The organism is Pseudomonas sp. FA117 (genome assembly GCF_057370475.1).
Window position 1 is genome coordinate 5,378,604 of the sequence record NZ_CM170675.1, and the last position, 22,568, is coordinate 5,401,171.

General features: G+C 65.2%; 23 protein-coding genes and 3 pseudogenes. 20 read left to right on the forward strand and 6 right to left on the reverse strand.

What is annotated here, in order from left to right; genetic code table 11:
* Positions 1–11 precede the first annotated feature (11 nt).
* The 7 genes from hslV to AC1TXO_RS24725 all read left to right on the forward strand — a co-directional run bounded on the left by hslV (position 12) and on the right by AC1TXO_RS24725 (position 7,756).
* Complete coding sequence (hslV, locus tag AC1TXO_RS24695; RefSeq protein ID WP_054894845.1) at positions 12–542, forward strand: ATP-dependent protease subunit HslV; 531 nt, start codon at positions 12–14, stop codon at positions 540–542.
* 76 nt (positions 543–618) lie between these two features.
* Positions 619–1,962 (forward strand): ATP-dependent protease ATPase subunit HslU, encoded by a 1,344-nt coding sequence (hslU, locus tag AC1TXO_RS24700; RefSeq protein WP_486404153.1) that lies wholly within the window; start codon positions 619–621, stop codon positions 1,960–1,962.
* A gap of 153 nt (positions 1,963–2,115) precedes the next feature.
* Positions 2,116–2,493 (forward strand): gamma-butyrobetaine hydroxylase family protein, encoded by a 378-nt coding sequence (locus tag AC1TXO_RS24705; RefSeq protein ID WP_486404154.1) that lies wholly within the window; start codon positions 2,116–2,118, stop codon positions 2,491–2,493.
* A 233-nt stretch (positions 2,494–2,726) separates the two neighbouring features.
* Complete coding sequence (gene phaC, locus AC1TXO_RS24710) at positions 2,727–4,406, forward strand: class II poly(R)-hydroxyalkanoic acid synthase (protein ID WP_486404155.1); 1,680 nt, start codon at positions 2,727–2,729, stop codon at positions 4,404–4,406.
* Positions 4,407–4,466: 60 nt separating this feature from the next.
* Positions 4,467–5,318 carry a poly(3-hydroxyalkanoate) depolymerase gene (phaZ, locus tag AC1TXO_RS24715; protein WP_063546564.1) on the forward strand — a complete coding sequence of 284 codons (852 nt, stop codon included), beginning with the start codon at positions 4,467–4,469 and terminating at the stop codon, positions 5,316–5,318.
* Positions 5,319–5,454: 136 nt separating this feature from the next.
* Positions 5,455–7,137 carry a class II poly(R)-hydroxyalkanoic acid synthase gene (gene phaC, locus AC1TXO_RS24720; RefSeq protein WP_486404156.1) on the forward strand — a complete coding sequence of 561 codons (1,683 nt, stop codon included), beginning with the start codon at positions 5,455–5,457 and terminating at the stop codon, positions 7,135–7,137.
* Positions 7,138–7,141: 4 nt separating this feature from the next.
* On the forward strand, positions 7,142–7,756 hold the full coding sequence (locus AC1TXO_RS24725; protein ID WP_486404157.1) for a TetR/AcrR family transcriptional regulator: 615 nt from the start codon (positions 7,142–7,144) through the stop codon (positions 7,754–7,756).
* 95 nt (positions 7,757–7,851) lie between these two features.
* On the opposite strand, the gene AC1TXO_RS24730 is transcribed toward AC1TXO_RS24725, so the two are convergent.
* The 3 genes from AC1TXO_RS24730 to AC1TXO_RS24740 all read right to left on the reverse strand — a co-directional run bounded on the left by AC1TXO_RS24730 (position 7,852) and on the right by AC1TXO_RS24740 (position 9,486).
* Entirely contained in the window at positions 7,852–8,646 is a 795-nt protein-coding gene (locus AC1TXO_RS24730) for a phasin family protein (protein WP_486404158.1), read from the reverse strand.
* A gap of 10 nt (positions 8,647–8,656) precedes the next feature.
* Complete coding sequence (locus AC1TXO_RS24735; protein ID WP_486404159.1) at positions 8,657–9,079, reverse strand: phasin family protein; 423 nt, start codon at positions 9,077–9,079, stop codon at positions 8,657–8,659.
* Between the two features lie 131 nt (positions 9,080–9,210).
* Positions 9,211–9,486: a polyhydroxyalkanoic acid system family protein gene (locus tag AC1TXO_RS24740; protein ID WP_486404160.1), complete on the reverse strand. Its 276-nt coding sequence runs from the start codon at positions 9,484–9,486 to the stop codon at positions 9,211–9,213.
* Positions 9,487–9,609: 123 nt separating this feature from the next.
* Between AC1TXO_RS24740 and ubiE the strand changes: the two genes are divergently transcribed.
* From ubiE to AC1TXO_RS24805, 13 genes and pseudogenes are all read left to right on the forward strand, one after another.
* The gene (gene ubiE, locus AC1TXO_RS24745) at positions 9,610–10,380 is read left to right on the forward strand and encodes a bifunctional demethylmenaquinone methyltransferase/2-methoxy-6-polyprenyl-1,4-benzoquinol methylase UbiE (protein WP_486404161.1); all 771 of its coding nucleotides are present in this window, start codon (positions 9,610–9,612) and stop codon (positions 10,378–10,380) included.
* Positions 10,380–11,003: a ubiquinone biosynthesis accessory factor UbiJ gene (locus tag AC1TXO_RS24750; RefSeq protein WP_486404162.1), complete on the forward strand. Its 624-nt coding sequence runs from the start codon at positions 10,380–10,382 to the stop codon at positions 11,001–11,003. The genes ubiE and AC1TXO_RS24750 overlap by 1 nt, the downstream gene beginning before the upstream one ends.
* A complete protein-coding gene (gene ubiB, locus AC1TXO_RS24755) occupies positions 11,000–12,610 on the forward strand; it encodes a ubiquinone biosynthesis regulatory protein kinase UbiB (RefSeq protein ID WP_486404163.1) in 1,611 nt (536 codons plus the stop codon). Before AC1TXO_RS24750 ends, ubiB begins: the two co-directional genes overlap by 4 nt.
* Positions 12,611–12,682: 72 nt before the next feature.
* A complete protein-coding gene (gene hisI / locus AC1TXO_RS24760; RefSeq protein ID WP_486404164.1) occupies positions 12,683–13,075 on the forward strand; it encodes a phosphoribosyl-AMP cyclohydrolase in 393 nt (130 codons plus the stop codon).
* A 2-nt stretch (positions 13,076–13,077) separates the two neighbouring features.
* A complete protein-coding gene (locus AC1TXO_RS24765) occupies positions 13,078–13,413 on the forward strand; it encodes a phosphoribosyl-ATP diphosphatase (protein ID WP_486404165.1) in 336 nt (111 codons plus the stop codon).
* A 111-nt stretch (positions 13,414–13,524) separates the two neighbouring features.
* Entirely contained in the window at positions 13,525–13,809 is a 285-nt protein-coding gene (locus AC1TXO_RS24770; RefSeq protein ID WP_054894793.1) for a twin-arginine translocase TatA/TatE family subunit, read from the forward strand.
* A gap of 3 nt (positions 13,810–13,812) precedes the next feature.
* The gene (tatB, locus tag AC1TXO_RS24775) at positions 13,813–14,187 is read left to right on the forward strand and encodes a Sec-independent protein translocase protein TatB (protein WP_486404166.1); all 375 of its coding nucleotides are present in this window, start codon (positions 13,813–13,815) and stop codon (positions 14,185–14,187) included.
* A complete protein-coding gene (gene tatC, locus AC1TXO_RS24780) occupies positions 14,184–14,975 on the forward strand; it encodes a twin-arginine translocase subunit TatC (protein WP_486404167.1) in 792 nt (263 codons plus the stop codon). The genes tatB and tatC overlap by 4 nt, the downstream gene beginning before the upstream one ends.
* Positions 14,972–15,679: a 16S rRNA (uracil(1498)-N(3))-methyltransferase gene (locus tag AC1TXO_RS24785; protein ID WP_486404168.1), complete on the forward strand. Its 708-nt coding sequence runs from the start codon at positions 14,972–14,974 to the stop codon at positions 15,677–15,679. Before tatC ends, AC1TXO_RS24785 begins: the two co-directional genes overlap by 4 nt.
* Positions 15,680–15,865: 186 nt before the next feature.
* Positions 15,866–16,792 (forward strand): annotated as a pseudogene (locus AC1TXO_RS24790) (methyl-accepting chemotaxis protein); the annotation flags it as partial.
* Positions 16,793–16,990: 198 nt separating this feature from the next.
* The gene (locus tag AC1TXO_RS24795; protein ID WP_486406904.1) at positions 16,991–17,695 is read left to right on the forward strand and encodes a methyl-accepting chemotaxis protein; all 705 of its coding nucleotides are present in this window, start codon (positions 16,991–16,993) and stop codon (positions 17,693–17,695) included.
* A gap of 154 nt (positions 17,696–17,849) precedes the next feature.
* Positions 17,850–18,890, forward strand: a pseudogene (locus AC1TXO_RS24800) (methyl-accepting chemotaxis protein); the annotation flags it as partial.
* 198 nt (positions 18,891–19,088) lie between these two features.
* A pseudogene (locus AC1TXO_RS24805) lies at positions 19,089–19,659 on the forward strand (methyl-accepting chemotaxis protein); the annotation flags it as partial.
* A gap of 263 nt (positions 19,660–19,922) precedes the next feature.
* Here the strand turns inward: AC1TXO_RS24805 and AC1TXO_RS24810 are convergent.
* The 3 genes from AC1TXO_RS24810 to AC1TXO_RS24820 all read right to left on the reverse strand — a co-directional run bounded on the left by AC1TXO_RS24810 (position 19,923) and on the right by AC1TXO_RS24820 (position 22,489).
* Positions 19,923–20,657 (reverse strand): amino acid ABC transporter ATP-binding protein, encoded by a 735-nt coding sequence (locus AC1TXO_RS24810; RefSeq protein WP_486406905.1) that lies wholly within the window; start codon positions 20,655–20,657, stop codon positions 19,923–19,925.
* Positions 20,650–21,612: an amino acid ABC transporter permease gene (locus tag AC1TXO_RS24815; protein WP_486404169.1), complete on the reverse strand. Its 963-nt coding sequence runs from the start codon at positions 21,610–21,612 to the stop codon at positions 20,650–20,652. Before AC1TXO_RS24815 ends, AC1TXO_RS24810 begins: the two co-directional genes overlap by 8 nt.
* A gap of 79 nt (positions 21,613–21,691) precedes the next feature.
* Positions 21,692–22,489 carry a transporter substrate-binding domain-containing protein gene (locus AC1TXO_RS24820; RefSeq protein WP_486406906.1) on the reverse strand — a complete coding sequence of 266 codons (798 nt, stop codon included), beginning with the start codon at positions 22,487–22,489 and terminating at the stop codon, positions 21,692–21,694.
* Positions 22,490–22,568: the final 79 nt, after the last annotated feature.

A 22,568-nucleotide genomic window follows, 5' to 3' on the forward strand; every position in this document is an offset into this window, starting at 1 on the left:
GAGACTCTCTCTTGACCACCATCGTTTCTGTCCGCCGTAACGGCAAAGTCGTCATGGGCGGCGACGGCCAGGTATCCCTCGGAAACACCGTGATGAAAGGCAACGCCAAGAAGGTCCGTCGCCTGTACAACGGCGAGGTCATCGCAGGCTTCGCCGGCGCCACCGCCGACGCCTTCACCTTGTTCGAGCGCTTCGAGTCGCAACTGCAGAAGCACTCCGGCCACCTGGTGCGTGCCGCCGTCGAGCTGGCCAAGGAATGGCGTACCGACCGTTCCCTGAGCCGCCTGGAAGCCATGCTCGCCGTAGCCAACAAGGATGCCTCGCTGATCATCACCGGCAACGGTGACGTGGTCGAACCCGAGGACGGCCTGATCGCCATGGGCTCCGGTGGCGCCTACGCCCAGGCCGCAGCCCGCGCCCTGCTGAACAAGACCGACCTCTCGGCCCGTGAAATCGCCGAGACCGCACTGAACATCGCCGGTGACATCTGTGTGTTCACCAACCACAACCTGACCATCGAGGAGCAGGACCTGGCCGAGTGATCAGTTGATCTGGTGTCCCGCCCACAGCGGGACTTTTTCCCACGCTGAGTCACCACGCCCAAGGACCCAATTCACCATGTCCATGACCCCCCGCGAGATCGTCCACGAACTCAACCGCCACATCATCGGCCAGGACGACGCCAAGCGCGCCGTGGCCATTGCCCTGCGCAACCGCTGGCGGCGCATGCAACTGCCTGCCGAGCTGCGTGCCGAAGTCACGCCCAAGAACATCCTGATGATCGGCCCCACCGGCGTCGGCAAGACCGAAATCGCCCGGCGCCTGGCCAAGCTGGCCAACGCACCGTTCATCAAGGTCGAAGCGACCAAGTTCACCGAAGTCGGCTACGTTGGCCGTGATGTCGAGTCGATCATCCGCGACCTGGCCGATGCCGCACTGAAGATGCTGCGTGAGCAGGAAATCGTCCGCGTGCGCCACCGCGCCGAAGACGCCGCCGAAGACCGCATCCTCGACGCCCTGCTGCCGCAGGCGCGGGTCAGCAGCTTCAGCGAGGAAGCCCAGCAGTCCAGTGGCGACTCCAACACCCGCCAGCTGTTCCGCAAGCGCCTGCGCCAGGGCGAGCTGGACGACAAGGAAATCGAGATCGAGGTCGCCGATGCCGTGGGCGTGGAAATCGCCGCGCCTCCCGGCATGGAAGAGATGACCAACCAGCTGCAGAGCCTGTTCGCCAACATGGGCAAGGGCAAGCGCAAGGCGCGCAAGCTCAAGGTCAAGGAGGCGCTGAAGATGGTCCGTGACGAGGAGGCGAGCCGCCTGGTCAACGAGGAAGAGCTCAAGGCCAAGGCGCTGGAAGCAGTCGAGCAGCATGGCATCGTGTTCATCGACGAGATCGACAAGGTGGCCAAGCGCGGCAACGTCGGCGGCGCCGATGTGTCCCGCGAAGGTGTGCAGCGCGACCTGCTGCCGCTGATCGAGGGCTGCACCGTCAACACCAAGTTGGGCATGGTCAAGACCGACCACATCCTGTTCATCGCCTCCGGCGCGTTCCACCTGAGCAAGCCGAGCGACCTGGTACCGGAACTGCAGGGCCGCCTGCCGATCCGTGTCGAACTCAAGGCCCTGACACCCGAGGACTTCGAGCGCATCCTCAAGGAGCCGCACGCCTCGCTCACCGAACAGTACCGCGAGCTGCTCAAGACCGAGGGCCTGAACATCGCCTTCGCCGACGAGGGCATCAAGCGCCTGGCCGAGATCGCCTTCCAGGTCAACGAGAAGACCGAGAACATCGGTGCCCGTCGCCTGCATACCCTGCTCGAGCGCCTGCTCGAAGAGGTGTCGTTCAGTGCCGGCGACCTGGCCAGCGCGCACGACGAGACGCCGATCAACATCGACGCCGCCTATGTGAACAGCCACCTCGGCGAGCTGGCGCAGAACGAAGACCTGTCGCGTTACATCCTGTAATACCACCGCTGCGGGCAAGCCCGCTCCCCTGGGGTCACCACAATGCCGAGGTATATGGTGCCCCTGTGGGAGCGGGCTTGCCCGCGAACGGGCCCTTGAATCCCTCCATCAGAAGCTGGAAGCTTGTTCCATCAGCTGCCGAGAGATTCCCCCATGGCCCGCCTACCCACCGCCATCAACCTGCACAAAGCCTCGAAAACCCTCACACTCACCTACGCCCCCGGCGAGGTCTACCACCTGCCCGCCGAGTTCCTGCGCGTGCACTCCCCCTCCGCCGAAGTCCAGGGCCACGGCAACCCCATCCTGCAGTTCGGCAAGATCAACGTCGGCCTCAGCGGCCTGGAGCCGGCTGGCCAGTACGCCCTGAAACTGACCTTCGACGACGGCCACGACAGCGGCCTGTTCACCTGGGAATACCTCGAGCAACTGTGCCTGCGCCAGGAACAGCTGTGGGCCGAGTACCTCGACGAACTGCACAAGGCCGGCAAATCCCGCGACCCGTCCGAGGCCGTGGTCCGGCTGATGCTCTAGGTCAAGGCTCCGACTCGTTAGAGCGCATTTTCTAATGCGTTCTGTTTGAATGACTTACAGACAGCCAATGACTGGCTGTCTTGCGCATTACACGAAAGTCGGGTAACCAATGGGGCTGGCAAGTTCCTGCATCTGTTCGTTATCACTGGTCACCCGAGCAGCAGTACCGGGCGGTCGTCTGTGTACCCGCCACAGGCAGCCGGTACTCGTCTCAGGACAACGGAGCGTCGTAGATGAGTAACAAGAACAACGATGAGCTGCAGAAACAGGCCTCGGAAAACACCCTGGGCCTGAATCCGGTCATCGGCATTCGTCGCAAGGACCTGCTGAGCTCCGCGCGCACCGTTCTGCGCCAGGCGGTGCGTCAGCCGCTGCACAGTGCCAAGCACGTGGCGCATTTCGGCCTGGAACTGAAGAACGTGCTGCTGGGCAAATCCGCCCTGCACCCCGAAAGCGACGACCGCCGTTTCAACGACCCGGCCTGGAGCCAGAACCCGCTCTACCGCCGCTACCTGCAGACCTACCTGGCCTGGCGCAAGGAGCTCAACGACTGGATCGCCGACAGCGACCTGTCGCCCCAGGACATCAGCCGCGGGCAGTTCGTCATCAACCTGATGACCGAGGCCATGGCGCCGACCAACACCCTGGCCAACCCGCAGGCGGTCAAGCGCTTCTTCGAAACCGGCGGCAAGAGCCTGCTCGATGGCCTGTCCAACCTCGCCAAGGACATGGTCAACAACGGCGGCATGCCCAGCCAGGTGAACATGGAGGCCTTCGAGGTCGGCAAGAACCTCGGCACCACCGAAGGCGCCGTGGTGTTTCGCAACGACGTGCTGGAGCTGATCCAGTACCGGCCGATCACCGAGCAGGTGCACAGCCGCCCGCTGCTGGTGGTACCGCCGCAGATCAACAAGTTCTACGTCTTCGACCTCAGCCCGGAAAAGAGCCTGGTACGCTTCTGCCTGCGCTCCAACCAGCAGACCTTCATCATCAGCTGGCGCAACCCGACCAAAGCCCAGCGCGAATGGGGCCTGTCGACCTATATCGACGCCCTCAAGGAAGCGGTGGACGCGGTACTGGCGATCACCGGCAGCAAGGACCTGAACATGCTCGGTGCCTGCTCCGGCGGCATCACCTGCACGGCGCTGCTGGGGCATTACGCGGCGCTGGGCGAATCCAAGGTCAATGCACTCACGCTGCTGGTGAGCGTGCTCGACACCACGGTCGACACGCAGGTGGCGCTGTTCGTCGACGAACAGACGCTCGAGGCCGCCAAGCGCCACTCCTACCAGGCCGGCGTGCTCGAAGGCAGCGACATGGCCAAGGTATTCGCCTGGATGCGCCCCAACGACCTGATCTGGAACTACTGGGTCAACAACTACCTGTTGGGCAATGCGCCACCGATCTTCGACATCCTGTTCTGGAACAACGACACCACGCGCCTGCCGGCCGCCTTCCACGGCGACCTGATCGAAATGTTCAAGAACAACCCGCTGACCCGTGCCGACGCGCTGGAGGTCTCGGGCACCGCCATCGACCTGAAGAAGGTGCAGTGCGACATCTACAGCGTCGCCGGCACCGCCGACCACATCACCCCCTGGCAGTCGTGCTACCGCTCGGCGCACCTGTTCGGCGGCAAGATCGAGTTCGTGCTCTCCAACAGCGGCCACATCCAGAGCATCCTCAACCCGCCGGGCAACCCCAAGGCACGCTTCATGACTGGCGAGGACCGCCCGGACGACCCGCTGGCCTGGCAGGAAAACGCGGTCAAGCATGCCGACTCCTGGTGGCTGCACTGGCAGACCTGGCTGGGCGAACGCGCCGGCGAGCTGAAGAAGGCGCCGACGCGCCTGGGCAACCGTGCCTACAGCGCAGGCGAGGCAGCGCCCGGGACCTACGTCCACGAGCGTTGAGCCGTACCGCCGTGGCTGCCCGACGGGCCACGGCGCTTCATCAACCACAGAGTCAGGCGCATGTCGCAACCCTACGTATTCAGGACCGTCGAGCTGGACAACCAGTCCATCCGCACCGCCGTCCGCCCCGGCAAGCCGCACCTGACGCCACTGCTGATCTTCAACGGCATTGGCGCCAACCTCGAGCTGGTGTTCCCGTTCATCGAGGCGCTGGACCCGGACCTGGAAGTCATCGCCTTCGACGTGCCCGGTGTCGGCGGCTCGTCCACGCCGCGCCATCCCTATCGCTTCCCAGGCCTGGCCAAACTCACCGCGCGCATGCTCGACTACCTGGACTACGGCCAGGTCAATGTCATCGGCGTGTCCTGGGGCGGGGCGCTGGCCCAGCAGTTTGCCCACGACTACCCCGAGCGCTGCAAGAAACTGGTGCTCGCCGCCACCGCCGCCGGGGCCTTCATGGTGCCCGGCAAACCCAAGGTGCTTTGGATGATGGCCAGCCCGCGGCGCTATGTGCAGCCGTCGCACGTAATCCGCATTGCGCCGATGATCTATGGCGGCGCCTTCCGCCGCGACCCGGACCTGGCGCTGCACCACGCCTCCAAGGTGCGCTCCGGCGGCAAGACCGGCTACTACTGGCAACTGTTCGCAGGGCTTGGCTGGACCAGCATCCACTGGCTGCACAAGATCCACCAGCCGACCCTGGTGCTGGCCGGTGACGATGACCCGCTGATTCCGCTGATCAACATGCGCCTGCTGGCCTGGCGGATTCCCAATGCCCAGCTACACATAATCGACGACGGCCATCTTTTTCTGATCACCCGCGCCGAGGCCGTCGCTCCGATCATCATGAAATTCCTCCAGGAAGAGCGCCAGCGTGCGGTCATGCATCCGCGACCGGTGGCGCGCAGGTAAGCGGGCGCCAGGACATTCAGTTACTCGGCGGTGCTGCCTTCGCGGGCAAGCCCGCTCCCACGGATCCGGTGCAGATGGGAGCGGGCTTGCCCGCGAAGGCAGCACCGCAGACAAGGATCGACGAGGGATTGTTGCCATGAAGGACAAACCGGCAAAAGGGGCGACGCCTGTCCCGGCCACGAGCATGAATGTGCAGAACGCCATCGCTGGCCTGCGCGGTCGCGATCTGGTCTCGACCCTGCGCCAGGTCGGCCGCATCGGTTTGCGCAACCCGCTGCACACCGCCCATCACCTGCTGAGCCTGGGCGGCCAGTTGGGCCGCGTTCTGCTCGGCGACACCCCGCACCAGCCGCACCCGCGCGACGCCCGCTTCAACGACCCGACCTGGAGCCAGAACCCCTTCTACCGGCGCAGCCTGCAGGCCTACCTGGCCTGGCAGAAGCAGACCCGCCAGTGGATCGAGGAAAGCTCGCTGGCCGACGACGACCGGGCCCGCGCGCACTTTCTGTTCAACCTGCTCACCGACGCGGTGTCGCCGAGCAACTCACCGCTCAATCCGCTGGCGGTCAAGGAAGTGCTCAACACCGGCGGTCAGAGCCTGGTGCGTGGCCTGGGCCATCTGCTCGACGACCTGCGCCACAACGACGGCCTGCCGCGCCAGGTCGACGAGCGCGCCTTCGAAGTGGGCGGCAACCTTGCCGCCACCCCTGGCGCCGTGGTCTTTCGCAACGAGCTGCTGGAGCTGATCCAGTACCGGCCGATGAGCGAGAAACAGTACGCCCGCCCGTTGCTGGTGGTGCCGCCGCAGATCAACAAGTTCTATGTGTTCGACCTGGGCCCGACCAACAGCTTCGTGCAGTACATGCTCAAGAACGGCCTGCAGGTGTACATGGTCAGCTGGCGCAACCCTGACCCGAGCCACCGCGAATGGGGCCTGTCGAGCTATGTACAGGCGCTTGCGCAAGCGCTGGACGCCTGCCGCAGCATCAGCGGCAACCGTGACCCGAACCTGATGGGCGCCTGCGCCGGCGGCCTGACCATGGCCGCGCTGCAGGGCCACCTCCAGGCCAAGGGGCAACTGCGCAAGGTGCGCAGCGCCACCTACCTGGTGAGCTTGCTCGACAGCCAGTTCGACAGCCCGGCCAGCCTGTTCGCCGACGAGCAGACCATCGAGGCCTCCAAGCGCCGCTCATACCAGCGCGGTGTGCTCGACGGTGCCGAAGTGGCGCGGATCTTCGCCTGGATGCGGCCCAACGACCTGATCTGGAACTACTGGATCAACAACTACCTGCTCGGCAAGACGCCACCTGCCTTCGACATTCTCTACTGGAACGCCGACAACACCCGCCTGCCCGCCGCGCTGCACGGCGAGCTGCTCGATTTCTTCAAGCTCAACCCGCTGGTGCAGCCGGGCGGCCTGGAGGTGTGCGGCACCCCGATCGACCTCCAGCAAGTCACGGTCGACAGCTTCACCGTGGCCGGCAGCAACGACCACATCACCCCCTGGGACGCGGTGTACCGCTCGGCCCTGCTGCTGGGCGGCGAACGGCGTTTCGTGCTGTCGCACAGCGGGCACATCCAGAGCATCATCAACCCGCCCGGCAACCCCAAGGCCTATTACCTGGAAAACCCCCGGCTCTCCAGCGACCCGCGCGCCTGGTTCCACGATGCCACGCGCAGCGAAGGCTCCTGGTGGCCGCAGTGGCTGGAATGGATCAGCCGCCGTTCGGGCAGCCTCAAGCCGCCCAGGCACGAGCTGGGCAACACCACCTATCCACCGCTCGGGCCTGCGCCCGGCAGCTACGTGATGGCGCGCTGAGCCTATGAAGACCCGCGACCGCATCCTGGCCTGCGCCCTGGAACTGTTCAATCGCCAGGGCGAGCCGAACGTCTCGACCCTGGAAATCGCCAACGAGCTGGGCATCAGCCCGGGCAACCTGTACTACCACTTCCACGGCAAGGAGCCGCTGGTGCTGGGGCTGTTCGAGCGCTTCGAGGAAGAGCTGATGCCATTGCTCGACCCGCCGCTGGAAGTACGCCTGGACGCCGAGGACTACTGGCTGTTCCTGCACCTGATCGTCGAGCGCATGGCCCAGTACCGCTTCCTGTTCCAGGACCTGTCCAACCTCACCGGTCGCCTGCCCAAGCTGGCGCGTGGCATGCGCGGGCTCATCACCGCAGTCAAGCGCACGCTGGCAGCATTGCTGGCCAGCCTGAAGAGTCAGGGGCTGGTGGTGAGCGAAACTCAGGCGCTGGGGCAACTGGTGGAGCAGATCACGCTGACGCTGCTGTTCTCGCTGGATTACCAGCGGGTACTGGGGCGCGAGGGCGATGTGGGGATCGTGGTGTACCAGGTGATGATGCTGGTGGCACCGCATCTGCAGGAACCGGCGCGCAGGGCGGCGGAGCAGTTGGCGGGGAAATATCTGGACGTGTAGGGCCTGATCTTGCGCTGTTGCCACTGAGGTATTCGCGGACAAGTAGCAGCGGCGAACCGCCGTTGCCACTTGCCCGCGAAACGCAAGCCGCGATATCAGCCTTGGCTAGCCGGGCTCACCGGTGCCGACGGCGTATTGCCAGGCGCTGCCGCGCTGGCTGCCGGTGCCGCGCTGGCTGCCGGAGCTGCGGGCTTGGCGGCGGCCGGTTTCGCCGCAGCCGGCTTGGCCGGGGCTTTCTTCACAGCAGGTTTCTTCGCGGCCGCAGGCTTGGCGGCTACCGGTTTGGCTGCTGGTTTCGCCGCAGGCTTGGCGACCGGCTTGGCAGCGGCAGCTTTGGCAGCGGGCTTGGCCGCCGGTTTGGCCGCAGCGGTCTTGGCAGCCGGTTTGGCCGCAGCAGCCTTGGCAGCCGCCGGTTTGGCAGCAGGTTTCGCCGCCGCAGTCCTGGCCAATGGCTTGGCAGCGGTCTTGCTCGCTGCAGCACGGGAGGCCGGGGCAACCGAGGCGCCGGTCAGCTTTTCGATCTGCTTGGTCAGGCTGTCGACCTGCTGGTGCAGTGCCTTGATCTCGTTACGGCTCGGTACGCCCAGGCGCGAGATGGCGCTGTTCAGGCGCTTGTCGAAGGCTTCTTCCAGCTCGCTCCACTTGCCCAGCGCGCGGTCCTTCACATCGGAGACGCGGGAGCTGGTGGCCGACTTGGCGGCATCGGCGTCTTTCTTCGCCTGCTTTTCGGCCTTCTCGCCATCCTTGACCAGCGAATCGAAGAGCTTGGGACCATCCTGGTCGACCTTCGAGTAGATACCCAGACCTGCCAGCCAGATCTTGCGGGAGTATTTCTCGATCCCGCCGATCCAGGAGCTGCCTTCTTTTTCGGTGTTCTTCTTGCCAGCCATCCTGCTCTCCTTATGGTTTGCGCGCGACACGCTCGAGCAACTCGGTCAGCTGTTCGAGTTTGATGGACAACGCCTCAACGTCATGTTTAGACGGAATGCCGATGCGATTCAAGGCGCGGGCCACCCGTGCGTCGAAAGCCTTCTCGATTTTGTCGAGCCCGACCTCGACCTTGCCGCGTACGCGGCTCACTTCATCGACCGCCTCATCGAGCTGACCGTTGGCCGCGTCGATCTTCTTGTCGAGGCTTTTCTTGCTGCGTTTCTCGATCACTTCGCCGGCCTTGACCAGCTCCTTGAAGTAGTCGGAACCTTCCTGGCCGACACGGGCGTAGGCGCCCACGCCTGCCAGCCAGATCTTGCGCGCATAGCCGCGCACTTCGCTCAGGGTGCTGTCCTGGGCGTCTTGGTTCTTTTTCAGGGTCAACTTGGCCATGCTCTGCACCTCAGGTTCGGTGTGGATGGAGGAACTGCCCTTGGGATATGGGCTTGAGCATGAAGATAGGGTGGGAAATTAGAATTCTCACCCTAAGGTGAACGGCCAGGGCTGTCGGGCAGCCCCGATCCTCAGGCCAGCGCCTTGTCCAGGGCGCGTTCGATCTCGCCCTTGATGGTCCCGCTCATCATCGACAGCATCATGCCCAGCTTCAGCTCGACGCGGATGGTGTCGTCACCGATGTGCACGCTGCCGTTGGCGCCGCTGCGCGCGACATCCACGCGGTCGCCGTTCCAGGTGGCCTTGAGGTCGTACTCGCGCGAGAGCTTGTCGACCAGGCTTTCGGCCTTGGCACGGGCGGCTTCGCGGCCGAGGGAATGTTTACGTTCGACGCTGATCTGAGTCATGCGGGTATCCAGGCAATGAAGACATGATCGGCATTATGCCCGCGCCTGCGAGGCGGCACACCCCGCCAAGACAAATCCGCCCGTTCGCCCTAGAATGGCGGTAATTTTTTCCGGTGAAGCGATATGAACGACCAGCGCAAAGGCGACCACGCCGAACCCACCACCCACTTTGGCTACCAGGACGTGCCCGAGAGCCAGAAGGCGAAGAAGGTCGCCGAGGTCTTCCACTCCGTGGCCGCCAAGTACGACCTGATGAACGATGTGCTCTCCGGCGGCATGCACCGCCTGTGGAAGCGCTTCACCATCGAGCTGTCCGGCGTGCGCAGCGGCAACCGCGTGCTCGACATCGCCGGCGGCACCGGTGATCTGGCCGCCAAGTTCTCGCGCCTGGTCGGCCCGACCGGCCAGGTGGTACTGGCCGACATCAACGAGTCGATGCTCAAGGTCGGTCGCGACCGCCTGCTCGACCGCGGCGTGGCCGGCAACATCGAGTTCGTCCAGGCCGATGCTGAAAAGCTGCCCTTCCCCGACAACCACTTCGATTGCGTGACCATCGCATTCGGCCTGCGCAACGTGACGCACAAGGATGAGGCCATCCGCTCGATGCTGCGCGTGCTCAAGCCCGGTGGCCGGCTGCTGGTGCTGGAGTTCTCCAAGCCCACCAACAAGCTGATGTCGCGGGCCTACGACGCCTACTCCTTCGCCTTCATGCCGCTGGCCGGCAAGCTGATCACCAACGACGCCGAGAGCTACCGCTACCTGGCCGAGTCGATCCGCATGCACCCCGACCAGGAAACGCTGAAAAGCATGATGGTCGATGCCGGCTTCGACCGCGTCACCTACCACAACATGACCAGCGGCATCGTCGCCGTGCACCGGGGAATCAAGCCCTGATGCTCCTGGCCGGCCTGCTCGCCAGCGTCGAGCACGGACTCAACCGTGTGCTGCGCATGGACAGCACGGCGCTGCCGCGCCTGGGTGCGCTCGAAGGCAAGGTGATTGCCATCGACTGCCGCCAGCCGGCCCTGCAGCTGTTCATCCTGCCCGACGAAGAGGGCCTGATGCTTGCCGCGCACTGGGAGGGCGAGGTCGACTGCACCCTGCGCGCCCCGGCCGGCAGCCTGGCCCAGCTGGCCTTCGCCAAGGACAAGAACGCCGTGCTGCACAGCCCGCAGGTCGAACTGCATGGCGACAGCGCTGTGCTGCTTGATCTGGTTGGCGTGCTGCAGGACCTGGAGCTGGACTGGGAGTACGAACTGGCGCGCTGGCTGGGGCCGGTCCCCACCGCGCTGATCGCCGGCCACCTGCGCCTGCGCGCACGGTGGACCCGCGAGGGCCTGTCGCGCTTCAGCCAGAACCTGTCCGAATACCTCGCCGAGGAATCGCGCACCCTGGTCGGGCAGCGCGAAGCCGAAGCGGCATTCAGCGAGCTCGATGCGCTGAAGGTCGATATCGAACGTCTCGAGGCGCGCATCCAGCGCCTTTCCCACACTCTTGATTCCAGCGATAACGCATGAAGCTGCTCGCCGTCCGCCGTCTGTTGCGCATCCAGCGCGTCGTGATCCGCTACCGCCTCGATGACCTGCTGTTCGACCTGCCCCTGCCCTGGTGGCTGCTCAGCATCCGCCTGCTGCTGCCCTGGCGCTGGCTGCCGCGCAAGCCCAGCGAGCTCAGCCGTGGCGCACGCCTGCGCCTGGCGCTGCAGGATCTGGGGCCGATCTTCATCAAGTTCGGCCAACTGCTGTCCACCCGCCGCGACCTGCTGCCGACCGACGTCGCCGACGAGCTGATGCTGCTGCAGGACCGCGTGCCACCGTTCGACCCGCAAAAGGCCGTGGCACTGATCGAGGCGCAGCTCGGCGCCAAGGTGGGCGAGGTGTTCAGCCGCTTCGACGTCGAGCCGCTGGCTTCCGCCTCGGTCGCCCAGGTGCACGCTGCGCGCCTCAAGAGCGGTGAGGAAGTGGTGGTCAAGGTCGTGCGCCCGGGCCTCAAGCCGGTGATCGCCCAGGACCTGGCCTGGTTGTTCCTGATCGCCAAGGTTGCCGAGCGGGCCTCGGCCGATGCCCGTCGCCTGCACCCGGTGGAAGTGGTCAGCGACTACGAGAAGACCATCTACGACGAGCTCGACCTGCTGCGCGAAGCGGCCAACGCCAGCCAGCTGCGGCGCAACTTCGAAGGCTCGGATCTGATGTACGTGCCGCAGGTGTACTGGGACCTGTGCCGCCCGAAAGTGCTGGTGATGGAGCGCATCTACGGCGTGCCGGTCACCGACATGGCCACCCTGGCCGATCAGCGCACCGACATGAAGCTGCTGGCCGAACGCGGCGTCGAGGTGTTCTTCACCCAGGTGTTCCGCGACAGCTTCTTCCACGCCGACATGCACCCGGGCAACATCTTCGTCAGCACGGTCAAGCCCTGGAGCCCGCAGTACATCGCCATCGACTGCGGCATCGTCGGCAGCCTGACCGCCGAAGACCAGGACTACCTGGCACGCAACCTGATCGCCTTCTTCAAGCGCGATTACCGCCGGGTGGCGCAGTTGCACATCGATTCGGGCTGGGTGCCGGCTCACACCAAGGTCAACGAATTCGAAGCGGCGATCCGCACCGTGTGCGAGCCGATCTTCGAAAAACCGTTAAAGGATATTTCCTTCGGCCAGGTGCTGATGCGCCTGTTCCAGACCGCGCGGCGCTTCAACATGGAAGTGCAGCCACAGCTGGTGCTGCTGCAGAAGACCCTGCTCAACATCGAAGGCCTGGGCCGCCAGCTGTACCCGGACCTCGACCTGTGGAGCACCGCCAAGCCTTATCTTGAGCGCTGGATGCGCGAGCGCATGAGCCCCAAGGCGGTGTTCGGCAACCTCTACAGCCAGGCCGAGCAGCTGCCGCACCTGGCCGACATGACCCGCGACCTGCTCGAACGCCTCTCGCAGCCGCACCTGCAGGACCCGCAACTGCCCGAGCGGCGCCGCACCTGCGACAACTGGGCGCTGCGCCTGCTGGGGGCCGGCCTGCTCGGCGGCGGCGCAACCCTCGCGGCCGGCGCCGCGAGCCTCAGCGCCCCGGCCGCCTGGCCTGCGTGGCTGATGCTGGCCGCCGGCCTCTACCTGATCGTGCGCCGATAGCCAGCCGCGCTGCTGGCTGGCACACTAGGCGCAAAGGGCCCGTGCAGGAGCGGGCCTGTTTTGGAGTCGACGATGAAAGACTGGCTGGACGAGATCAAGTGGAACAGCGATGGCCTGGTACCGGCGATCGCCCAGGACCACCAGACCGGGCGCGTGCTGATGATGGCCTGGATGAACCGCGAATCCCTCGCCCTGACTGCCGCCGAGCACCGTGCCATCTACTGGTCGCGCTCGCGTGGCAAGCTGTGGCGCAAGGGCGAGGAGTCCGGCCATGTGCAGAAACTGCATGAGCTGCGCCTGGACTGCGACGCCGACGTGATCATCCTCAAAGTCGAGCAACTGGGCCAGATCGCCTGCCACACCGGCCGTGAAAGCTGCTTCTATCGCGTCTTCGAGAACGGCGCGTGGAAAACCGTCGATCCGGTCCTGAAAGATCCTGAAACCATCTATCACGCGGGGCACTGAACATGAGCGACACACTGGATCGCCTGGCCGAGGTGCTCGAACAACGCAAGCAGGCCGCGCCTGACAGCTCCTACGTGGCGAGCCTCTACCACAAGGGCCTGAACAAGATTCTGGAGAAACTTGGCGAGGAATCGATCGAGACCATCATCGCCGCCAAGGATGCCGCCGCGAGCAAAGATTGCAGTGATGTCATCTATGAGACCGCAGACCTGTGGTTTCATAGCCTGGTGATGCTCAGCGCGCTGGGGCAACACCCCCAGGCAGTACTGGACGAACTGGACCGCCGCTTCGGGCTTTCCGGGCACGACGAGAAGGCCGCGCGCCAGCCGTCTGCCTGAACACCGGACATTCGGGACCCGCTGATCCCTGTAGGCGCGGCCATGTGCCGCAACGGGCTGCAATGCAGCCCCACCGCCACAGGCCGACACATATTTTTCAGGAGTACGAACATGGGTATTTTTGACTGGAAACACTGGATCGTCCTGCTGGTCGTCGTGGTGCTGGTGTTCGGCACCAAGAAACTGAAGAACTTCGGCAGCGACCTGGGCGAATCGATCAAGGGCTTTCGCAAGGCCATGAACGAAGAAGAGAGCAAGCCCGCCGAGCAGACCCCGCCGCCGGTCCAGCCTTCCGTGCAACCGACCCAGCAGCCGCACAACACCGCGCCGCTGAGCCAGCCGCACACCATCGAGGGCCAGGCTCAGCCGGTCCAAGAGCCACAACGGAAAGACTGACCCATGTTCGGCATCAGCTTCAGCGAGCTGCTGCTCGTCGGCCTGGTCGCCCTGCTGGTGCTCGGCCCCGAGCGCCTGCCCGGCGCCGCGCGTACCGCGGGGCTGTGGATCGGCCGGCTCAAGCGCAGCTTCAACAGCATCAAGATGGAAGTCGAGCGCGAAATCGGCGCCGACGACATCCGCCGCCAGCTGCACAACGAGCACATCCTGCAGATGGAACAGGAAGCCAAGCGCATCCTCAATCCGCAGGCAGCGCCCGCGCAGCCGACAGCCACACCGCCCGTGAGCGAAACGCCGGCCCCCGTCGCCGACGCCCATGCTGAACCCGCAGCGCCCACGACCACCCCTGAGCCGCACCAGCCGCCCCGAGCCCCATGAGCGAAACTCCGGAACACGACCAGCCGATGCCGCTGGTCTCGCACCTGACCGAACTGCGCACCCGCCTGCTGCGGTGCGTTGCCGTCATCTTCCTGATCTTCGCCGGGCTGTTCTCCTTCGCCCAGCAGATCTACACCCTGGTTTCGGCGCCCCTGCGTGCGCACTTGCCGGCCAACGCGACGATGATCGCCACCGACGTGGCCTCGCCGTTCCTGACGCCGTTCAAGCTGACCATGATCGTCTCGCTGTTCCTGGCCATCCCGTTCATCCTCCAGCAGGTCTGGGGCTTCATCGCACCGGGCCTGTACCGCCATGAAAAGCGCATCGCCATCCCGCTGCTGATCTCCAGCATCGTCCTGTTCTACGCCGGCATGGCCTTCGCCTACTTCCTGGTGTTCCCGCTGATCTTCGGCTTCTTCGCCAGCGCCACGCCCGAAGGCGTGTCGATGATGACCGACATCGCCAGCTACCTCGATTTCGTCATGACCCTGTTCTTCGCCTTCGGCGTGGCCTTCGAGATTCCCGTGGCCGTGGTGCTGCTGGTGTGGATCGGCGTGGTCGATGTGAAGTACCTGAAGAAGATCCGCCCCTACGTGATCATCGGCTGCTTCGTGGTCGGCATGATCCTGACACCGCCGGACATCTTCTCGCAGACCCTGCTGGCCGTGCCCATGTGGCTGCTGTTCGAGGTCGGTGTGCTGTTCGGCGGGCTGATCCGCAAGCGCAGCCATCCGCAGGACGAAGCGGCGGACGACCACAACGACCAGCCGCCAGCGACCCAGGCGTGAACCTGCTGCTGCTCGAGGAGGCCGACTTCGTCGCGGCCGACCGTGTCGTGCTGGCCGACCGGCGCTTCACCCACATGCAGGACATCCATCGCGTGGTGCTGGGTGACCAGCTGCGCGTGGGGCGCATCGGTGGCCTGATGGGCCGGGCCGAGGTGGTGCGCCTGGAGGGGCACGAGGCCGAACTGCAGGTGAGCTTCGACCAGCCACCGCCCAGCAAACTGCCGCTCACCCTGGTGCTGGCAGTACCGCGCCCGAAAATGCTGCGCCGACTGTTCCAGACCATCGCCACCCTCGGCGTGCCGAGGCTTATCCTGGTCAACAGCTACAAGGTCGAGAAAAGCTTCTGGCAGACGCCGTTCCTGCAGCCCGAGAGCATCCGTGAAAACCTCATTCTCGGCCTCGAGCAGGCACGCGACACGGTGCTGCCGGAAATCATCATCGAGAAGCGCTTCAAGCCGTTCGTCGAAGACCGCCTGCCGGCCATCGCCGCAGACACCCTCGGTCTGGTCGGCCACCCCGGCCCCTACCCCGCCTGTCCGAGAGCAGTGGAAGGCCCGGTCACCCTGGCGATCGGCCCGGAAGGCGGCTGGATCCCCTACGAGGTGGAGTTGCTGGGCAAGGCCGGACTGGCGCCGGTACAGCTGGGCGAGCGCATCCTGCGAGTGGAAACGGCGGTCACGGCACTGCTCTCGCGAATTTTCTGACCAAGTAGTCAGCATTCTCCCATCAAGTTTCTCCCCGTCAGGCCGATGGCCTTGCAACACAAGAACATTCTGGCTTTTCGAGTCGCCGGGGAGATCGTCATGTACGGAAAGGTTGTCCAGTCGCTGGGAAACGTGAGCGTCAGCCGCAAGCTGGGGGTCGGCTTCGGCCTTGTACTGTTGTTGACCATGGCGATCACCGCCACGGGTTGGCGCGGCCTGGACTCGGTGATCGACCGCGGTGACAAGCTGGGCAACATCTCCTTGATCCTCGGCTACAGCCAGGACCTGCGCATCGCCCGCCAGCAGTACGAACGCAACCGCGACGAGGCCTCGGCCGGTGAGCTGGAGAAGGCGCTCGGCAAGCTCGAGCAGCAGGTCGAGATGATGCTCGGGCAGATCGAGCATCCGCAGGACCGCCAGCGCCTGGAGCAGCAGCGCGAAGCCGTGCGTCAGTACCGCCAGGCCTTCGCCGACCTCAAGCAGGCCGGCCAGCGCCGTGAAGCCGCACGCAGTGTGCTGGGTGACAGCGCCGACAAGGCCGCTGCGCTGATCGGCCAGGTTCAGCAACGCCTGTTGCAGGGTGGCGACATCAGCCTCTATCAGCAGATCGTGCAGGCCAGCACCTTGCTCCAGCAGGCGCGCTTCCAGGTGCGCGGCTACACCTACAGCGGCAAGGCCGAATTCCAGCAGACCGCGCTGGATGCCATCGACCAGGCGCTCGCCGTGCTCAGGGCCCTGCCGGCCAGGGTGCCCGCCGAATACGCCGCCAGCCTCGACGATGCCGCGAACGCCATGGGCGCCTATCGCGATGCGGTGAACCAGTTCGGCACCGCACAGAGCACCGCCGAGCAGACCTTGCAGCACATGGTTGCGCAGGGTCGGGTGCTGATGGAAGCCGGCACGCAGATGACCGCATCGCAGACCGCCGTGCGCAACAGCGGCGCCCAGCAGGCCAAGACCCTGCTGGGCGCCGCCAGTGCCTTGGCCCTGCTGCTGGGCATCATTGCCGCCTGGGCCATCACCCGGCAGATCGTCGTGCCCCTGCGCCAGACCCTCGGCGCTGCCGAACGCGTGGCCAACGGCGACCTGAGCCAGGACCTGCAGGTGCAACGCCGCGACGAACTCGGCCAGTTGCAGGCCAGCATGCAGCGCATGACCCACGGCCTGCGCGAGCTGATCGGCGGCATCGGCGACGGCGTCACCCAGATCGCCAGCGCCGCCGAAGAACTGTCGGCGGTGACCGAGCAGACCAGCGCCGGGGTCAACAACCAGAAAGTCGAGACCGACCAGGTCGCCACCGCCATGAACGAAATGGCAGCGACCGTACAGGAAGTGGCGCGCAACGCCGAGCAGGCGTCGGAAGCGGCCCTGATGGCCGACCAGCAAGCCCGAGAAGGCGACCGCGTGGTGGCCGAGGCCATCGCCCAGATCGAGCGCCTGGCCGCCGAAGTCGGGCACTCCAGTGAAGCGATGGGCCAGCTCAAGACCGAGAGCGACAAGATCGGCAGCGTTCTCGACGTGATCAAGTCGGTGGCGCAACAGACCAACCTGCTGGCGCTCAACGCTGCCATCGAAGCGGCCCGTGCCGGTGAGGCCGGCCGTGGCTTCGCCGTGGTAGCCGACGAAGTGCGCAGCCTCGCCCAACGCACCCAGCAGTCGACCGAAGAGATCGAGGAACTGATCGCCAGCCTGCAGGGCGGCACCCAGCGCGTGGCCAGCGTGATGGACAACAGTCGCGAGCTGACCGACAGCAGCGTCGAGCTGACCCGGCGTGCCGGCAGCTCGCTGGAGACCATCACCCGTACCGTGTCGTCGATCCAGTCGATGAACCAGCAGATCGCCACGGCGGCCGAGCAACAGAGCGCGGTGGCCGAGGAGATCAACCGCAGCGTGATGAATGTACGGGATATTTCCGACCAGACGTCAGCGGCGAGCGAAGAGACCGCCAGCTCCAGCGTCGAGCTGGCGCGGCTGGGCACGCACTTGCAGGGTCTGGTCGCGCGCTTCCGCCTTTGACGGGGCGGAACGACACGGAATATTCCCCCGGTTTACGTAGATATTTCCCACAGCATTTACAGGTCGAGTCCCACGCGCTTCCGGCCGATGAGCGGAAGGTCCATGCTGGCCACACAACAGCATGGTCCTTCTCTCATATGGACGGAGACTCGCCATGTTCGGATACCTCAATCGCCGCCTCGCCAACCTGAGCGTACGGCTCAAGCTCACCCTCGGCTTCGCCGTGGTCCTGCTGCTCACCCTCGCCACCACGGTCAGTGGCTGGCGTGCCCTGGACGGGGCCATCGAACGCTCGCAACAGCTCAGCGAGATCGTCCAGATCAATGACCTGAGCAAAGACCTGCGCGCCGAGCGCATCACCTTCCGCGTGCTCTCGGACGATGCCAGCAAGGCCCGTATCGGCCAGATCCTCGACCAGCTCGACAGCAGGCTCAGCGTGCTGCAGCAACGCAGCAGCGTCGACCAGTCGCGCCAATTGCTCACCGAGAAACTGCGCCAGCTGCAGCGTCTGCGTGAAGACTTCACCGAGTTGCTGCGCGCCGTGGACAGCCGCACGCAGTTGCGCAACGCCATGCAGGAGCGCGACAAGACCCTGGACGAGGTCATCGACGACCTGCAGACCCAGGCCCTGCTCCGGCTGCCCGCCGACGGCCAGCAGAGCGGGCTGCTCGGGGTGATGGACAACCTGACCCGCCAGGTCGACAGCGCCAACCAGCAAAGCCTGGTACCCGCCTACACCTTCTCGCCGGTCGAGGACTTCGCCAAGGTCGGCGACAGCGCACTCGACGCGGCACAGGCCAGCCTGGCGCAGATGCTCAAGGCCCTGGCACCGCTGGGTCTGCCTGGCGAGCTGCTGGTCCGGCCCGAGCAGGCCTTGCAGCAGTATCGCAGCAGCCTGGAGCAATACCGGCGCGCGGCGATCCGGGTGGAGCAACTGCAGAACGCCATGGAAACCGGCGGCAATGAACTCAGGGCCGCCAGCCTGACCCTGGCCGAGCAGAAGGTCGCCCAGCGCGACCACGAGGCCACCGCTGCACGCTCGGTACTGACCAGCGTGGCCCTGTTGGCCTTGATCGTGGGCGTGCTGGCCGGCTGGCTGATCACCCGGCAGATCACCCAGCCGCTGCGCCAGACCCTGGCCCAGGCCGCGCGCATCGCCCGTGGTGACCTCAGTCATGTCGAGACGGTCGAGCGCCGCGACGAGATGGGTCAACTGCAGGGCAGCATGCGCGAGATGACCTTGAGCCTGCGCCAGTTGATCGGCGGTATCGACCAGAGCGTCGGGCACCTGTCGCAAGCCGCCACGCAACTGGCCGGTGCCAGCGCCGACACCCTCGAGCGCATCACCCAGCAGCGTGAAGAAACCGACCAGGTGGCCACGGCGATGAACCAGATGAGCGCCACGGTGCAGGAAGTGGCGCAGAACGCCGAGCATGCCTCGCTGGCGGCAACCGAGGCCGACCAGCAGGCGCAGATGGGCGACCAGGTGGTGGCCGAGGCCATTGCGCGCATCGACCAGTTGGCAATGCAGATGGACCGTTGCCTGGCCTCGATGCAACACCTGGCCGGCGAAAGCCAGCGCATCGGCAGCATCCTCGACGTGATCAAGTCGGTCTCCGAGCAGACCAACCTGCTTGCCCTCAACGCGGCTATCGAGGCGGCGCGTGCCGGCGAGGCCGGGCGCGGTTTCGCGGTGGTGGCCGACGAAGTCCGTGGCCTGGCCCAGCGCACCCAGCAGTCCACCGAGGAAATCGAGCACCTGATCGCAAGCCTGCACCAGGGCACCGACGAGGTGACCTCACTGCTCGACAGCAGCAGGACCCTCACCGACCAGAGCGTCGAGCTGAGCCGACGGGCGGGCGATGCCCTGGGGCAGATCACCCGGACGGTGTCGAACATCCAGGGCATGAACCAGCAGATCGCCACCGCCAGCGAGGAGCAGAGCGTGGTGGCCGAGCAGATCAACCGCAGCGTGATCAGCGTACGCGAGGCGTCGGATCACACCAGTGCGGCGAGCGAACAGACGGCCACCTCCAGTGGTGAACTGGAGCAGCTGGGCCAGCAACTGAGGGGGATGGTCGGGAGGTTCAGCCTGTAGGGCACGGCACCGGCCTTGCCGGTGATCGCGGGACAAGCCCTCTCCCACAGGGATTGGGCTGGCCTTTGGACGTTGAACAAGACAGTTGCCCTTGCGGGGTTGGGCTTGCCCGTGCCAGCGGCGACCCGGTCAGAGCACCTGGCGCAGGAACGCCTGGGCGCGCGGATCCTTGGGCGCGGCGAAGAACGCGGCCGGCGCCGAGTCTTCCAGCAACTTGCCATGGTCGAAGAACAGCACGCGGTCGGCCACTTCCCGGGCAAAGCCCATCTCGTGGGTCACGCAGACCATGGTCATGCCTTCCTGGGCCAGGGTCTTCATGACGTCCAATACCTCACCGACCATTTCCGGGTCGAGCGCCGAGGTCGGTTCGTCGAACAGCATGACCTTCGGGTCCATCGCCAGGGCGCGGGCGATGGCCACGCGCTGCTGCTGGCCACCGGACAGGCGCGAAGGGTATTCGTTGGCCTTCTGGCCAATGCCCACCTTCTCCAGCAGCGCACGGGCCTTGGCTTCGCGGTCGGCCTTGCTGCGCTTGCGCACCACCTTCTGGGCCAGGCACAGGTTCTCCAGCACGGTCATGTGCGGGAACAGGTTGAAGTGCTGGAACACCATGCCGACTTCACGGCGATAGGCATTGATATCGGTCTTCGGGTCTTCCAGGCGCAAGCCGTCGATGGCCACGCGACCTTCGTCGAAATGCTCCAGCCCGTTCAGGCAGCGCAGGAAGGTCGACTTGCCGGAGCCGGACGGCCCCAGCACCACCACCACTTCGCCCTTGGCCACCTGGGTGGAGACGTTGTCCACGGCACGCACCACCTGGCCGCGGGTATCGAAGACTTTCAGCAGGTCACGGACTTCAATCACTTTGCGCAAGCCTCCGCTCGAGCCGGCTGGCGATGTGCGACAGCGGCAGGTTGATCAGCAGGTACAGGCCCGCCACGCAGAACCAGATCTCGAAGGTCGAGAACGACGTGGTGATGGCCTCGCGGCCGCTCTTGGTCAGCTCGGTGATGGCGATCACCGAAACCAGCGAGGTATCCTTGACCAGGCTGATGAACTGCCCGGCCAGCGGCGGCAGCACGCGCTTGAAGGCCTGCGGCAGGATCACGTGGCGCATCGACTGGGCGCCGTTCAGGCCCAGCGAGCGCGCCGCCTCGTTCTGCCCCTTGGCGATCGACTGCACGCCAGCGCGCACGATCTCGGCCACATAGGCGCCGGTGAACAGCGCCAGCGCCGCCACCCCGGCGAACTCGCGGGACAGGTTGAGCACGGTGCCGATGAAGAAGTAGAAGATGAAGATCTGCACCAGCAGCGGCGTGCCCCGTACCAGTTCGACATACACCGTCGACAGATCGCGCAGGGTCGGGTTGCTGGACAGCCGGCAGAGGCCGGCGAACAGGCCGATCACCAGGCCGAACGCACCGGACAGCACCGAGATCCACAAGGTGGTCCACAGCCCCCAGGCCAGCGGCCCGGCCGTCCAGTGACGGGTGACGCCGATCTGGTCGCCCTCGGCGACATCGTCGCCACGGCTGAGCAGCAGGCTGTCCTTGGCGATATCCAGCACCTGCTCCTCGCCGTCCTCGCCCTTGAGGGTGACCCGGGCGTCGTTGCCGGACACGACGATGTCCTCGACGGTGCCGTAGGCCGCGGCACGCTGCACGTCTTCGGCCTGGAAGGCGAAGTACTGCGGCACGCGGTTCCAGCGCCACTCGTAGGAGATCATCGAGGTGGCCATGTACAGGCTCAGCGCCAGACCCACCAGCACCAGCGCAGTCAGCGCATGCCAGGGCCATTGGGCTTTCTTGTGTTTGATCACGTGGGTGCTTCCGTAAAATGCGAACGCGCAGGGGGTTACCTGCGCGTCGGGGTCATAGCCTGGGCTTGTGGCCTGGCTCTTATTCCATGTCCTTCAGCCAGTCGGTCTTCTTGAACCACTTGTCGTGGATTCGATCGTAGGTCCCGTCGTGCTTGATCTGGTGCAGGAAGTTGTTGATGAAGTTGATGCTGTCGTAGTCGCCCTTCTTCAGGCCGAACGCCAGCGGTTCATAGGTGAACGGTTCTTCCAGGTAGACCAGCTTGCCGGCGCCTGCCTTGTTCACCGCGACCACGTTGTACGGTGCGTCGTAGACGAAGGCGTCGGCCTTGCCGTTGACCACGTCCATCACCGCTTCCTGCTCGTTGTCGTAGCCATGGTACTTGGCCTTGCCGATCAGCTTCTTGGCGACCATCTCGCCGGTGGTGCCGAGCTTGGAGGTCAGGCGGTACTTCTCGTTGTTCAGGTCCTTGTACGACTTGATCTCGCCTGCCAGTTCCTTGCGGATCAGCAGGGTCTGGCCGACCACGATGAAGGGTTCGCTGAAGTTCAGGCGCAGGTTGCGTTCCTGGGTCAGGGTCATGCCGCTGCCGATCATGTCGAACTTGTCGGTGAGCAGGGCCGGGATGATGCCGTCATAGGCAGTGGAGACGGTTTCCAGCTTGACGCCCATGGACTTGGCCATCGCCTTGAGGATGTCGACCTCGAAGCCGACGATCTCGCCGCGCTTGTTGGTCATCTCGAACGGCATGTAGGTCGGGTCCATGCCCACGCGCAGGGTGCCGCGCTTGACCGCATCGTCGATGGCACCGGCCTGGGCGGCCGTGACCGCGACCAGCGCGGTGACGCCGAGCAGCACGCGCGACAGGTATTTCTTCATCATCACCAAGTCCCCTAGCAAGAAGTACGCAGAATTTTATTGTGTGCACGATCGTTCCGACCGATGCGCTATGTCGGGA